Origin of the sequence: Subtercola lobariae (genome assembly GCF_014640255.1) — a bacterium.
Classification (GTDB): Bacteria; Actinomycetota; Actinomycetes; order Actinomycetales; family Microbacteriaceae; genus Subtercola; species Subtercola lobariae.
This window is the reverse complement of sequence record NZ_BMGP01000007.1, coordinates 23474-37897: the sequence shown is the minus strand read 5'-3', so window position 1 is coordinate 37897 and position 14424 is coordinate 23474. Positions and strand designations below refer to the sequence as shown.

12 protein-coding genes are annotated in these 14424 nt (G+C 68.4%); 3 read left to right on the top strand and 9 right to left on the bottom strand.

Translation table 11 applies throughout. The features are described from left to right. Positions 1 to 47 precede the first annotated feature (47 nt). From lipA to IEX24_RS17160, 7 genes are all read right to left on the bottom strand, one after another. A complete protein-coding gene (gene lipA, locus IEX24_RS17190; RefSeq protein ID WP_229715493.1) occupies positions 48 to 1064 on the bottom strand; it encodes a lipoyl synthase in 1017 nt (338 codons plus the stop codon). Next, the gene (gene lipB, locus IEX24_RS17185) at positions 1061 to 1750 is read right to left on the bottom strand and encodes a lipoyl(octanoyl) transferase LipB (protein WP_188680542.1); all 690 of its coding nucleotides are present in this window, start codon (positions 1748 to 1750) and stop codon (positions 1061 to 1063) included. Before lipB ends, lipA begins: the two co-directional genes overlap by 4 nt. An 85-nt stretch (positions 1751 to 1835) precedes the next feature. After that, positions 1836 to 2276, bottom strand: coding sequence for an SRPBCC domain-containing protein (locus IEX24_RS17180; RefSeq protein WP_188680540.1), 441 nt, complete (start codon positions 2274 to 2276; stop codon positions 1836 to 1838). Positions 2277 to 2336: 60 nt separating this feature from the next. Continuing rightward, positions 2337 to 2900, bottom strand: coding sequence for a YbhB/YbcL family Raf kinase inhibitor-like protein (locus IEX24_RS17175; RefSeq protein WP_188680538.1), 564 nt, complete (start codon positions 2898 to 2900; stop codon positions 2337 to 2339). Continuing rightward, positions 2900 to 3220 (bottom strand): hypothetical protein, encoded by a 321-nt coding sequence (locus IEX24_RS17170; RefSeq protein ID WP_188680536.1) that lies wholly within the window; start codon positions 3218 to 3220, stop codon positions 2900 to 2902. The genes IEX24_RS17175 and IEX24_RS17170 overlap by 1 nt, the downstream gene beginning before the upstream one ends. Continuing rightward, positions 3217 to 7260 (bottom strand): AAA family ATPase, encoded by a 4044-nt coding sequence (locus IEX24_RS17165; protein WP_188680534.1) that lies wholly within the window; start codon positions 7258 to 7260, stop codon positions 3217 to 3219. The genes IEX24_RS17170 and IEX24_RS17165 overlap by 4 nt, the downstream gene beginning before the upstream one ends. Positions 7261 to 7563: 303 nt before the next feature. Further along, positions 7564 to 8406, bottom strand: a complete 843-nt coding sequence (locus tag IEX24_RS17160; protein WP_188680532.1) for a MarR family transcriptional regulator — start codon at positions 8404 to 8406, stop codon at positions 7564 to 7566. 110 nt (positions 8407 to 8516) lie between these two features. Between IEX24_RS17160 and IEX24_RS17155 the strand changes: the two genes are divergently transcribed. Both IEX24_RS17155 and IEX24_RS17150 read left to right on the top strand, forming a co-directional pair. Further along, a complete protein-coding gene (locus IEX24_RS17155; protein ID WP_188680525.1) occupies positions 8517 to 9116 on the top strand; it encodes a hypothetical protein in 600 nt (199 codons plus the stop codon). A gap of 318 nt (positions 9117 to 9434) precedes the next feature. Then, complete coding sequence (locus tag IEX24_RS17150) at positions 9435 to 10796, top strand: ThiF family adenylyltransferase (protein WP_188680523.1); 1362 nt, start codon at positions 9435 to 9437, stop codon at positions 10794 to 10796. A gap of 107 nt (positions 10797 to 10903) precedes the next feature. Here IEX24_RS17150 and IEX24_RS19955 read toward each other — a convergent pair whose 3' ends face one another. Both IEX24_RS19955 and moaA read right to left on the bottom strand, forming a co-directional pair. Beyond that, positions 10904 to 11368, bottom strand: coding sequence for a MoaD/ThiS family protein (locus IEX24_RS19955; protein ID WP_307821488.1), 465 nt, complete (start codon positions 11366 to 11368; stop codon positions 10904 to 10906). Beyond that, complete coding sequence (gene moaA / locus IEX24_RS17140) at positions 11361 to 12473, bottom strand: GTP 3',8-cyclase MoaA (RefSeq protein ID WP_188680520.1); 1113 nt, start codon at positions 12471 to 12473, stop codon at positions 11361 to 11363. The genes IEX24_RS19955 and moaA overlap by 8 nt, the downstream gene beginning before the upstream one ends. A gap of 113 nt (positions 12474 to 12586) precedes the next feature. Here moaA and IEX24_RS17135 point away from each other — a divergent pair, with 113 nt between their 5' ends. Beyond that, entirely contained in the window at positions 12587 to 14233 is a 1647-nt protein-coding gene (locus IEX24_RS17135; protein ID WP_188680518.1) for a molybdopterin molybdotransferase MoeA, read from the top strand. The last annotated feature ends 191 nt before the right edge of the window (positions 14234 to 14424 follow it).

Genomic DNA, 14424 nt, shown 5'->3' with positions numbered 1-14424 from the left:
GTACTACCCCTCGGTACGTGGATGCCCGGCCCCGAGCATCCCGCGAATCAGACCGCCTGGGCGAAGCCGAGCTGCGCGTTTGCGAGTTGCGCCTCGGCGAGTGCCTCGAGACCCTCAGGGATAGCCCAGCCCTTGCGGTGCATCGACTGAGCCCAGAGGCGACCGGCGCGGTACGACGAACGAACGAGCGGGCCGGCGAGCACCCCGAGAAAACCGATCTCTTCGGCCTCCTCCTTGATCTCCATGAACTCTTCGGGCTTGACCCAGCGGTCGACCGGCAGGTGCCGCGGTGAGGGGCGCAGGTACTGCGTCACCGTGATGATGTCAGTACCCGCGTCGTGCAGGTCTTGCAGCGCCTGGCTGATCTCTTCGCGGGTCTCGCCCATGCCGAGAATGAGGTTCGACTTGGTCACCAGCGAAGCCGCGCGTGCCTGCGTCAGCACATCGAGCGAACGCTCGTACCGAAACGCAGGCCGAATGCGCTTGAAGATGCGCGGAACCGTCTCGACATTGTGTGCGAAAACCTCGGGGCGCGACGAGAAGACCTCGGCGAGCAGATCGGGGTTGCCCGAGAAGTCGGTCGCGAGAATCTCAACACCCGTGCCCGGGTTCTGCTGGTGGATCTGCCGAACAGTTTCGGCGTGCAACCACGCACCCTCGTCGGGCAGGTCGTCGCGGGCTACACCCGTCACCGTGGCGTAGCGCAACCGCATCTGCGTCACCGACTCGGCGACCCGGCGGGGCTCGTCACGGTCGTAGTCTGCGGGCTTTCCGGTGTCGATCTGGCAGAAGTCGCAGCGCCTGGTGCACTGCGAGCCGCCGATCAGGAAGGTCGCCTCGCGGTCTTCCCAGCACTCGAAGATGTTCGGGCACCCGGCCTCTTGGCACACGGTGTGCAGGTCTTCGCTCTTGACGAGCTCCTGCAGCTGGCGGTATTCGGGGCCGAAGCGGGCCTTCGTCTTGATCCAGTCGGGCTTTTTCTCGATGGGCGTCTCGGCGTTACGCACCTCGAGGCGCAGCAGTTTGCGGCCACCGAGCTGATGTGCGCTGGCGGGGGCGCTCACGCGTTGACCCCGACCCGGGCATCCCGAGCCTCGGCGACCGGAGAACCTTCGGCGGCGAACGCCTCTGCGAGGTGGCGCTCGACCGAAGCGAGCACATCGACGGGGTCGACCCTGCGGCCCAGCACGTCGGTGATGGTCGTGACTCCGGCGTCGCGAATGCCGCAGGCCACGATGTGCGCGTACGGCTCGAGGCTGTTGCTGCAGTTGAGCGCGAAGCCGTGCGATGTCACGCCCTCGGCGACCCGGATGCCGATGGCGGCGATCTTCGCGTCTTTCGCGAACGGGCCCGTTCCGACCTGCACCCAGACGCCAGAGCGGCCGTCGACGCGATAGCCTTCGACGCCCGAGTCGGCGAGTGCGGCGATGAGCACGGATTCGAGCGTGCGCACGTAGGCGACCACATCCATCGGCTCACGCAGCCGCACGATCGGGTAGCCGACGAGCTGGCCGGGGCCGTGCCAGGTGAGCTTGCCGCCGCGATCGACGTCGATGACCGCGGAGCCATCGGTCGGGCGCTCGGAGTCGTCGGTGCGACGCCCGGCCGTATAGACCGCCTCGTGCTCGAGCAGAATCACCACGTTCTCTGCACCATCGCAGACCGCTCGGCGGCGCGAGCGCTGCATCACGAGGCCCTCTTCATAAGGAACCGAACGGCTACCGACATCTGCAACGAAAAACTCGACCATGAGGCCACTATACATTTATCAGACTGAGTCCATAAATATGAATCTGCACACTTTTGTGCGCCGCCTTCATCGGTCGCTCACGACCTCAGTCGTCGACGAGGGTTCCCTCTACTACTGAGCGGAGACCCTTGAGCATGAGCATCCAATTCTCTTCGGAGTGCGCCGCCGCCTCGACCGTAGGGTTCTTGTCTTGGGTGAGCGCGACCCTGGTGCCCTCAGGCACCTGCTCGAGCGAATACGAGACCGTGTGATAGTTCTCGGGCTCATCGGCCTGCCCGGTGAGCGCGCTGAAGTGCGTCATGCTGAGCGTGCGCGGCTCGTCGACCTCGAGAATGGTGCCCTTGTCTTCGTAGGTCGTGCCCTTGAATTCGCCCTTCCAGACAATCGGATGCCCGACCTGCCAATCGGTCACGATTTCGGCCCCGAACATGATCTCCGGGTTCGAACCGGTGGCCGTGAGCATCTGCCACACGTCTTCAGGTGCCTTACGAATGAGTATTTCGGCACGAGAAACGTAGTCGGGCATGGTGACTCCTTTGTCGTCGTGGGCTCTGCTCATATTCTGTAACACGCCCGGGCCACCGGTCTACGGTCGTTCGAATGTTGCCCAGATTCGCCCGCGAGCGAGTATGTTGCCGTACGTCGCGTTGGCCACCTCGTCGCGTTTGGCCTTCGCGGGCAGCGGCAGCGGTTTCGAGAGCGCGAAGAGCTGAAACACGTAGCGATGCGGGCCGTGGCCCCGAATCGGGTAGGGCCCGGCGTAGCCGACCCGGCCGAACGAGTTCGGGTGCAGCACGATTCCGGTGTTGACGGCCTCCCTGTTGAGTTCGCCACGCGCTACCCCAGACCTGCTCGGGTCGAGCCGCGCGATCAGGTAGTTGTCGGGCCGCGGCGCCGGAACATCCGGGTCTTCGACCATCAGCAACAGCTGCCGTGTGCCGTCGGGAACGCCGCTCCACTGCAGGGCCGGCGAGACGTTGTCGCCCTCACCCTCGCCCGCGAAGACACCCGGAATCGCGCCGCCCTCGGTGAAGTCGGGGCTGGTCACTACGATCGTCGTCGGTGCCTCGGGCGCGAGCGTGCCCCACGCCAGCATGTATGAGCCCGAATGCACTCGTTTGAACAGGCTCCCGACCTTCGGCAGTTGCATCAGCGCTCGCTTTCGCTGTCGGGCTGGCGGTTGGCGGGCTGGGGGTTCGCGGGCTGGGTGCCGGCAGGTTGGCTGCCGTCGGGCTGGCTGCCGTCGGGCTGGCTGCCGTCGGGCTGGCTGCCGTCGGGCTGGCTGCCGTCGGGCTGGCTGCCGTCGGGCTGGCTGCCGTCGGGCTGGCTGCCGTCGGGCTGGCTGCCGTCGGGCTGGCTGCCGTCGGGCTGGCTGCCGTCGGGCTGGCTGCCGTCGGGCTGGCTGCCGTCGGGCTGGCTGCCGTCGGGCTGGCTGCCGTCGGGCTGATGGATGCTCGTTAGCCGCATCACGAAGCAACCTCCACGCGCTGGCCGATGACCGCCGAAACGCCGTCTTGCCGCATCGACACCCCGTAGAGCGCGTCAGCGATCTCCATGGTGCGCTTTTGGTGCGTGATGACGATGAGCTGCGAGGTCTCACGCAGGTCGCGGAAGATCGTGAGCAACCGCCCCAGGTTCGCGTCGTCGAGGGCCGCCTCGACCTCATCCATGATGTAGAACGGGCTGGGGCGCGCCTTGAAGATCGCGATGAGCAGGGCGACAGCGGCAAGTGACCGCTCGCCGCCCGAGAGCAGCGAAAGCCGCTCGATCTTCTTGCCGGCCGGCTTCACACTCACCTCGACTCCGGTGGTGAGCAGATCGTCGGGGTTGGTGAGCGAGATGCTGCCCGTGCCGCCCGGAAAGAGAATGGGAAACACATCGGCGAACGCGTCACGGGTGTCGTTGAAGGCGCTTTCGAAGATGAACTTCATCTTGTCGTCGATCTCGTCGATGATCGTCAGCAGGTCTTTGCGGGTGTTCGTGAGGTCGGTGAGCTGTTCGGTCAAGAACTTGTGCCGCTGCTCGAGCGCATCGAATTCTTCGAGAGCGAGTGGATTCACGCGACCGAGCTCCGCGAGCATCCGCTCAGCCTTGGCAAGCCGCCGCTTCTGCTCGTCACGGTCGAAGGCAACGGTCTCGGTGTCAGTGTCAGTGTCATCGTTCTCGCTGGCGTCGTTGCTCGCGCTGGCGTCAGCAGGTGCACCGTTCGAGGGCGAGGTCAATGCACGCGCGCTACCGCGCGCCGGCCGCGACGAGGCGTCGAGCGGAATGCGCTGGTCGGGCCCGTATTCGGCCACGAGGTCGTCTTCGATCAGACCGAGTTCGGAGCCGACGCGCTCGAGCACGCTCGAGAGGTGCAGCTTCTTCTCGTAGATCTGCAGCTCGAGTCCGTGCACGTTCTCGGTGATGCCTTGCAAGCGCTCGCGCAGACCGGATTCTTCGCGGCGCAGCTCGGTCAGCTCGGCGTTCTGTTCTGCACGCTCGGATTCACGCTTGCCGAGGTCGAGCCGCGCTTCGGCGACCGCCTCGTCGACCGAGTGCAGCACCTCGGGAAGGGCTTCGACGACGGAGGTGGCTGCATCCACTTGCCTGCGGCGAATCACCGCACGACGGGCGGCTTCTTCGGCGGCGGCGCGTTCGGCGTCGAGCTGGCGCTCGAGGTCGACGACGCGTGCCCGTTCGGCCCTGACGCGCTCGCGAACGGTTTCGAGCTGCAGGCGCGCCTCGATTTCGCTCTCGCGGCCGCGTTCCACGGCGGCGAAGAGGTCGTCGCGCGAACTGACGTCGAGAATCGGGCGGGGGCGTGCTCGGGCGGATTCGAGTTCGGCGCGGGCCTTCTCGGCGTTCATCACGGCACCCGCGACGGTTTCGGCGGCGAGCCCACGACTGCGCTCGAGGCGTTCGTACTCGCCTTGGCTCGCGTCGACCTGGGCGCGCAGGCGCGAGAGGCGCTCGGTCTGGGCGGCGAGGCGCGAATCGAACTCGCGCAACGCGGCGAGCGCGGTGGTCGACTGCTGTTTTGCGTTCTGCAGAATGCCGCGCTGCTCAGCGAGGGCGAATTTGGCGCGGTCGATGTCGGCAGTGACCACCTCGAGGCGGTCTGCCGCCGCGTCGCGCTCGGCCACGAGCTCGAGCCTGCTGCGCTTGGCGCCGGAGCCGCCGCGCAGCACGTACTCGGTGAGCACGTCGCCGCCCTGCGTGATGATGGTGAGCGGGCCAGAGCCGCTGCCCGCCGAACGCGGCGCCCTCGCGCCATTCAGGTCGCCCGCCGAACCAGGGTCGCTCGGCCCGTTCAGGTCACCCGCCGAACCAGGGTCGCTCGCACCGTTCAGGTCGCCCGCCGAACGCGGGTCGCTCGCGCCGTCGGAGTCGCCGCCGAACCCCTCGCCGTTCCGACTACTTTCGGCTGAGTGAGCCTGTTGCGTCGAATTGAGGCCGGCAGAGCGGTCTCTATTCGGCGTAACGGCCTCACGAGCGCGGTCAGCGGCTTCGGGGTCGGCGCTGGCTGCGGCGGTGCCAGCTGCAGCGGCGGCGTGGATGCTCGGCCACGCCGCTCGGGCCGCATCGAGGTCATCGGCGATCAGGGTGTTCGCGAGCAGCGCCTTTACGCCCTCGGGTGCCGTCACCACATCCACCGCGCGCACCAGCCCCAGAGTGCCGCCCTCGGCCGACGAGAGCGTCTGGTTCAGACGAGAGACGCCAGCGGAACGGCCGCTCTCGTCTGAAACGGCTTCTCTCGCCGAAATGTCAGCGGAGGTGGCGGCCGAGCCGCGGGCTGACAACGCGCGAGTGGCGGGGGCGAAGGGGGCGGAGATGGCCACTACTACCTCAACGCGGCCCATGTCGGAGGCGCGGGCGGCCGCGAGCGCAGCGAAGGCCGCGGCGGGAGTCTCGGCGAGAACGGCGTCGGCGAGGGAGCCGAGGGCGGCGGCGATGGCGCCCTCGAACCCGGGTTCGACCTGCACGTGGTCGGCGAGGAGGCCGAGCACGCCAGAGACTCCGGCGGCGGCGAGCTCACTCGAGCCGTCTTTCTGGCCGAGCGCCATCGAGAGGGCCGCGGTCTTACCGGCGAGGGCGTCGCGTTCGCGCTCGTGGGTGTGCAGGGCATCCCGAAGCTGCTCGATCTCGGCCTCGGCCTCGAACACCGCGGCCTGCGCGAACTCGTAGGCCTCGTCGAGGTCGGTTTCGCCGGCATCGGTGAAGGCGGCCTCGGCCTCGAGAGCGACGAACTCGGCCTGCAGGCGTTCGCGCCGCTCGGCAGCGGCGTCGAGCGCATTCTGCTGGCGCAAATCTTCACCGCGCACGGCGGCAAGGCGAGAGTTCGCCGACTCGAGCTGGCCACCGAGCTTCGAGAGTTCGAGGTCGTGTTTCGAGACGAGCGCGCTCTGCACCGAGATCTGCTCGTCGACCGCATCGAGGGAGGAACGGGCCGCGAGCGTGCCGACTTGGGCATCGCGCCAGTTCTGTTCAGCGGCTGCCACGGCGGCTTCGAGCCGGGTGGCTTCGTCGCGGGCATCCTGAACCATCGAGGGCGTCACGCTGGGCGAAACATCGTGGGCGCCCTGCTCTGAGCCCAGCAGTGCGAGACGCTGGTTCGCGAGAGTGAAAAGTCCGCGCAGGCGTTCTTGCACGGATTCGAGCCCGAAGGCGGTTCGCCGGGCGAGGTCGACGGCATCGCCCACCTGCTGCTGCTCGAGGCGGGTGATGCGCAGCTGATTCTGTTCAAGGCGCTCTTGCAGAACGATGCGCTCGGTGCGGCGTTCGCTCTCGCTGTGGCTGTGGGCGTCGAGGGCGGCTCGCAGGGTGACGACTTCGTCGGCGAGCAGGCGGGCGCGGGCATCCCTCACGATCGAGGCGATGCCTTGAGCCTCTTTGGCGACCTCAGCCTGGCGTCCGAGAGGTTTCAGCTGTCGTCTGATCTCACCTGCCAGGTCGCTGAGCCTGGTGAGGTTCGCTTGCATGGCCTCGAGCTTGCGCTGCGTCTTCTCTTTGCGGCGACGATGCTTCAGGATGCCCGCCGCCTCTTCGATGAAACCGCGACGCCCCTCGGGGCTGGCGTGCAGCACCGCGTCGAGCTGACCCTGCCCGACGATCACGTGCATTTCACGCCCGAGGCCGGAGTCGCTCAGCAGCTCCTGCACGTCGAGCAGCCGGCACGAGTCGCCATTGATCGCGTATTCGCTGCCGCCGTTGCGGAAGAGCGTGCGGCTGATCGTGACCTCTGAGTAGTCGATCGGCAGCGCGCCGTCGGCGTTGTCGATGGTCAGAATGACCTCGGCCCGGCCGAGCGGACCACGAGTGGAGGTGCCGGCGAAGATGACGTCTTCCATCTTGCCGCCGCGGAGCGTCTTGACGCCCTGTTCGCCCATGACCCAGGCGAGGGCGTCGACGACGTTGCTCTTTCCGGAGCCGTTCGGGCCGATGACGCAGGTGACGCCGGTCTCGAAGGCGAACGTGGTGGGTTGCGCGAACGATTTGAACCCTTTGAGGGTCAGGCTCTTCAAATACACCGTGCGAGACCCTTTCTGCTGGTTCGTGTGGGTCTACGGTACCCAACATCGGTGCCGGAGCGGCGCACGGGCGCGCCCGGGGCTCGGAGGTGCCGCTCTGCGCTGCGTTGCGCTGCGCTGCGCTTGACGCAAAGGCGCGGTATCGCGTCGGTTAGGGGGCGTTTGCGTCAAACCGATTGGGTGGGAGGGAAGGGCGGGCGCGCGCGGAGCAGCGCTGCGCGGTGCGTCGCGGCAGCGCAGCGCGGCAGCGCAGCGCGGCGCGGCGCGTCAGCGCAGCGCTGCAGCGCTGCGCGGTGCGGTGCGTCAGCGCCCGGCGGCAGCCGCCACGACGGAGTCGCGGGTGGCGCCGGAGGCGGCCGCGGCCCGCAGGGCGCGCTCCATGAGGGCGCGGTCGCGGTCGACCGCGGCCGTCGTGGCGATGCAGACGAGTGCGGCCGGCATGCCCGGCTGCGGCCATGGCACGGCCACGCATGAGACTTCGGGCATGAGTTCGGCCCGGTCGACGTACACCCCGTCGCGCGCGATGCCGTCGAGTTGCGCATCGAGGTGGGTGCGGTCGCGGGCGCGGGTCGAGTGATCCACCACGTACCCGGCAGAGCTAGCAGCGAGTCCGAGCGAGACGCGAAACTGCTGCACAACGGCAGACGGAGCCACGGTCGACACGGCATCGTCGGGCACGGGCAGCGGGTCGGGCGGCAGGTAGCGCTGCCGAGCATCCGGAGTCAGCTGCGCAGCAACCGTCTTACCTGCCGCGCTCAGCCAGAGCGGAAAGTTCGTGGTGAGCCCGTAGGGAATCTTCGCCCCAACAGGGTCGGCCGACGCGAGCACCACGCACACCCCGCCGACCAGCGCGATGGCCTGAGTCAGCATGCCTGTGACGCCCGAGACGGCATGGATGAGCGGCTCAGCCACCCGCAACGACACCCCCGCGGCGGCTCCCTGCCCGAGCAGCGCCGACCGCGGGCCGATCAGCACACGCCCGCCCTCGTCGCGCACCACCCAACCGTCGGCCTCGCACGCCGAAACCATGCGCGACGCGGTCGCTTTGTCGACCTCGAGTTCACGGGCGAGCTGCGAAATGGTCAGCGGTCCCGCGAAATCAACGATCTCGAGCAGGCGGAGGCCTCGCAGCAGGGTCTGTGGCACGACCTCACGATACTCCTCGGCGACTTGTTTCGGACTCTTTTGCTTGCACTTGATGCGCACTAGTGTTGCGACTAGTGCAACGTATGTTGTCGAAACAACGAGGAGGCATCGTGAATCGAACACTGCTTGTGGCCCTGGCGGCCGGTCTGGTGATTGCCGGATGCTCGGCCTGCAGTTCGGGCTCATCGAACTCCGGCTCGGCGGCGGTGGCGGGCTCGGCGTCTTCGGCATCAGCCTCTTCCTCGGCCGACGCAGGCGGCGGTTCCACCCCTGCAGCAGCAGCGGCCAGTGGAACGCCAGACCCGTGCACCCTCGCAACCGCACCCGAGATTCAGGCGATCTTCGGGGGTACCGTGGCCGCGGGATCCCCCGATACCGACGCGTCTCAGGTCAACCCCACCTGCACGTGGCAGGTCACCGCGTCGAAGCTCGGCGGTTCGGGTGAGGTCGACATTTTCGTTCCCGTCAGCCTGCAAGACGCCACGAAGTTCGGCTACGCGAAAGACGGCACGCCGGGAGCCATCGACGTGCCGGGCATCGGCGACACGGCGTTCTACAGCGCGACGACCGACGCGCTGTCGTTCGCCACGGGCGACACGGTGATCACGGTGCAGAGCGTCTTCACCAAGGGCAACGGAAATACGCTCGACGCGGCGGCCACACAGCAGAAGCTCACGGCCCTGGCGACGCAGGTGGCTGGCGCGCTCTGACGCGGCGCGCGGCTCTGACGCTGTCGCGGTGCCACCCCAGGCCGCCGCCACCCACACCCGCACCCGCACGCGCACCCGCGGATTCGCCACCTCCGCCCGCACCCGCACCCGCGCGCCACCTGCGCCCGCACCGGTTTGACGAATAGGCACCCTTCCGCCTCACTTAGCGCGCTTTTGCGTCAATCGGCGGTGAGCGCGGGCGGCGCGGGCGGGCGCGGCGGCGGAGGCGCGGGGCGAGGCAGGGGCGGGCGCGGCGGAGCGGGCGCGGCGGCAGGGGGCGCGGGGAGGCAGGGGCGCGCGGGCGCGTACGCTTGAGGCATGGCCCGAAGACCGCTTGTTGCTGCCGGGCCTGAACTCGATCCAGTAGAGCTCGAGCGGTACTCGCGGCAGATTCGGCTGCCACAGATCGGGCTCGAGGGCCAGCGCCGGCTGAAGAACGCGCGCGTGCTCGTGCTGGGCGCTGGGGGGCTCGGATCCCCCGTGCTGCTGTATCTCGCCGGCGCGGGAGTCGGAACGATCGGAGTTGTCGACGATGACACCATCGATGTGTCGAATCTGCAGCGCCAGACCGTTCATACGACAGCCGCCGTGGGCACTTCGAAAGCGCAGTCGGCGGCAGCGAGCATCCGGCGCCTGAACCCGCTGGTGAACGTCGAGGTGCATGAAACACGTCTGACCGGCCGCAACGCGGCGCGGCTTCTCTCGGCGTACGACCTGGTCATCGACGGAACCGACAACTTCGACGCCCGCTACCTCGCGAACGACACCGCGGCGCTGCTCGGGATGCCCTACGTCTGGGGCTCGGTGCTGCGCTTCGACGGGCAGGTCTCGGTGTTCTGGCAGGCCGAGGCCGCCACGCCGTCCGAGCCTGCCGCCGTCGTGACGGGCGCCGCCGGGTCAGGAGCCAGCGCCACCCACGCCGAGCCCATCGAGCCTGCCGAGCCTGCCGCCACCGTGGCGGGCGCCACCGGGTCAGGCGCCACCGCGGCCCACGCCGAGCCCATCGCCGCCCGCCGCGGCCCCACCCTGCGCGACGTCTTTCCCACCCCGCCGAACGACGACGACGTCGAGTCATGCGCCATCGCCGGCGTGCTCGGGCCGCTTTGCGCCACCGTCGGCGCCGCCATGGCAACCGAGGCGATGAAACTCATCGTCGGCTTCGGCGACCTGCTCCTCGGCCGCATTCTGGTCGTGGATGCTCTAGACAGCAGCTACACGACTGTCGAGTTTCAGCGCTCCCCTGCTTCACCCCGCACCTCCCCTCCCGAGTTCACCGAAAGAAGAGCCCCCATGACCGACGAATCCGCCGCAACACCCGCACCCACGCCCGCGCCCGCACCCGCCGCGCCCTCCCTCACCGCGCCCGAACTCGCCGCGCGCCTCGCCGCCCGCGAGCAGGGCACCGACGACTTCGTGCTCGTCGACGTGCGCGAACCCTGGGAGCGCGAACTCGTCGCCATTCCGGGCTCAGCGCTCGTGCCACTCTCGTCGATACTGTCTGACGCCGCGCAAGAAATCATGCCGCGCGACGAAACCGTCATCGTGCACTGCCACCACGACGGGCGCTCCCGCCACGCCCGCGAAGTTCTGCTGCAGGCCGGCTGGAGCAACGTCACCTTCGTCGAGGGCGGAATCGACGCCTGGGCCACCGAGGTAGACCCCTCCCAGCCTCGGTACTGACCGGATCAGATCGCTCCCCGATCCACAGCAACGACTCGGGGCGGGTCACCCGCGTGCGCTCCCACCCGACTGCGTAGCTCGTTCGAGCGCGAGCAGTGTTGCGGGGTTCAGCCTCCGGCGAAGGGGGGCAACACGTCGAGCTCGTCTCCGTTGTGCAGTGGATGCTCGCGGTCGCCCGTCGCGACCCCGTTCACGATGAACGTGCTGCGCCCGAAGACGGGTACCGCGCCGAAACCGGCCTCAGCGAGCAGGCTGCTGATCGGGCATCCGTCGGCCACCTCGCGAACCTCTTCGCCCACCCCTGCGGCAGCCTTTGCCGCAGCGAAGTAGCGCACCCGAACCCGCACCCGCGTTTGCGCGCGCTCGTGAGATGCGACCGCTTGCTCTACAGCCAATGCACCCACCGCAGCCACCGCGCCTTCCGCGGCGGCCGCTTTCTCGGCACCCGGCACCGCGGCCGTCGCGTCGGCAAGGCCGGCCGCGTCGGCGACGCCAGCCGCGTCGACAAGGCCAGCCGCGTCGGCAAGGCCAGCCGCGTCGGCGACGCCAGCCGCACCCAAAACCTCAGCCACCGATCGCACTCATCGGCCGATCGGGCTGCTGAAACCCGTCGAGGCTCATTCCGTGCCCCGACGGCTTCGCCCACATCGCCCCGCGCCACAAATCGGCCACCTCGGCGTCGCTCGCGCCCGCACGCATCGGGGCGAGCAGATCGGTCTCGGTGTGCGAAAAGAGGCAGCTCCGAACCGCGCCCTCGGCCGTGAGCCGCGTGCGGCGGCAGTCGTCGCAGAACGCCTCCGTCACAGACGCGATGATGCCGACTGTTCCGAGCGACCCAGACGTCGGGTCAGCTCCCCGCAACCGCACCTGATACAGCTCGGCCGGCGCGCCGTCGCGCGGCGCCTCATCGGCAGTCAGATCGAACCGCACAGAGAGCCGACGACGAATCTCGGCGGCCGTGATCATCGCGTCACGGTTCCAGATGTGATCGGCGTCGAGCGGCATCTGCTCGATGAACCTCAGCTGATGGCCCCCGGCGAGCGCCCATTCGAGCAATTCGGGGCCCTGAGTGTCGTTGATTTTCGGAATCAGCACGGCGTTGATCTTCGTGTGCCCGATTCCCGCAGCGCCGAGCGCATCGATGCCCTTCAGTACCCGCTCGAGAAACGGCCGACGCGTAATGATGGCGAAGGTCTCGGGGCAGATCGAATCGAGAGACACGTTCACGCGGTCGAGGCCCGCCTCGGCGAGCGCGGCAGCACGGCCCGACAGCCCGATGGCGTTGGTCGTCAGCGAAATCTCGGGGCGGGCATCCAGAGCCGCAACGTCACGGATGATCTCGACCAAGTCTTTGCGCAACAACGGCTCACCGCCCGTGAAGCGCACCTGCCGCACGCCGAGCTGCTCGGTGGCGAGCCTGGCGAGGCGAACGATCTCGTCGCGCTGCATCAGCTTCGATGTGGGCAGAAACGGCAGGCCTTCGGCTGGCATGCAGTAGGTGCAGCGCAGGTTGCACTTGTCAGTCAACGAGATTCTGAGGTCAGAAGCCACGCGACCGTAGGAGTCGAGCAGGCCCGGTGCGCGGCTGTTCGACGGCCGGCTCGTTTGCGTCGCCGCAGCGCCGGTGGAATCGCCCACTGCGCCTCGCACCTGCGGAACCCCGAGCATCACCGTCATGACCTAAGCCTACGAGTGCCCGGGCGGGTGCTCGCCCCCCCCGGCGAAAGAATGCACAGCCAATCGCCCGCCGCCCGCGCCACCTTCACCGCCGAGTGAGGCAGGATGGTCGTGTGACCAGGCGCAGCGTAACCGAACACAAAGACGCGGTGGATGCCCTCCTCGCCCCCCTCGCCGCGAACCGTGTAAGCGAGCCGCTGCCCATCTCCGCGGCGGCGCTGCTGGCGAACCCCACCGAATACCGCGGGCGTATTCTCGCCGACCACCTGCTCGCACCCGCCGACCTCCCTACCTTCGACAACTCGCAGATGGACGGTTATGCCGTCTCCTGGTTCGATCTCGTGACGGCCTCGCCCGATGATCCCGTACGTGTGACCATCGCTGACCAGATCGCCGCGGGCGACGGAGCGACCACGCTGCTGCCCGGCACCGCGGCGCCGATCATGACCGGCGCGCCTGTTCCGCCCGGCGCAGACGCCATCGTGCCCATCGAGCAGGCTCTGCCGCCGCACTTCCAGCCCGCCGCGCCCGGCAACACCGACGAAGGCGAAAGCGACCCCCGAGCCGACGCGCCCGGCACCCCCACGGTCTCGTTCATCGAACCCGTGACGCCCGGCACGTTCATCCGCCGCGCCGGCAGCGACGTCAGCACGGGCGACGTTCTGCTCACCGCCGGCAGCGTGCTCGGCCCCGCCCAGCTCGGAGTCATCACCGGCACCGGCCTCACCGAGGTCGATGTGCTGCGGCGCATCCGTGTGCTGCTCGTTTCAACCGGACACGAAATTCGTGACGCCGGCACGACCCTCGCCGCCGGCCAGATCTTCGACTCGAACAGCATCTCGCTGAGCCTCGCCTTGGTCGACGCGGGGTGCGAGGTCACGGCGGTTCCGTGCAGGTCTGATGACGCAGACGCGCTGCTGAGCATCCTGAGCGCCCACGCGGCCGAGGTCGACCTCATCATCACGATCGGCGGAGTCAGCGCCGGCGCCCGCGAAGTGGTTCGTGACGCCCTGGGCCCGCTCGGAGTCGACTTCGTCAAAGTCGCAATGCAGCCCGGCGGCCCCCAGGGTCTCGGAGTGGCGACCATCCCGCTGTCACCCGCGACCCCGACCGCGTCTCGGCCCGCATTCACGTCGACTCCGGATGCCGCACCGCCCTCCGAGGCAACCACCACGATTGCGCCCGCTACCCCGTCGCTTTCGACTCCGACAAAAACGTCGGCTCCGGATGCCGCACCACCCTCCGAGGCAACCGCCGCGATTTCGCCCGCTACCCCGTCGCTTTCGACTCCGACAGAAACGCCCGCTCCGGATGCCGCACCACCCTCCGAGGCAACCGCCGCGATTTCGCCCGCTACCCCGTCGCTTTCGACTCCGACAGAAACGCCGGCTCCGGATGCTCGAACCGAGCTCGGGGCGACCACCACCCTGCCCGTGCTCTGCCTTCCCGGCAACCCCGTCAGCGCACTCGTCTCGTTCGAGATGTTCGTGCGCCACGCCCTGCGCAAGCTCGCCTTGCTCGAACCGAACGACCGCATTCGCGAGGTAGCCATGATTGCGAGCGCGGCCGACTCGCCGAGCGGCACTTATCAAGTGCGCCGCGGATTCGTCGGCGACGACGGCACCGTGGCGCTCATCGGCGGCCCGAGTTCACATCTGCTGCACTCCTACGCGTCATCGAACGCTCTCGTGCACATTCCGGCCGATGTCGAGCATCTCGACGCCGGCGACCCCGTCATGGTCTGGAGAATCGATGACTGACACGCCCGAGCATCCCGAATCTGCGCCTGCGCCGGCGCCTGCACCCGCACCCGCGTCTGCACCCGCACCTGCACCCGCTCCTGCTCCTGCACCTGCACCTGCACCTGCACCTGCACCTGCACCTGCACCTGCTCCTGCTCCTGCTCCTGCTCCTGCTCCTGCACCCGCACCTTCACCGCTCGCCGCGCGCG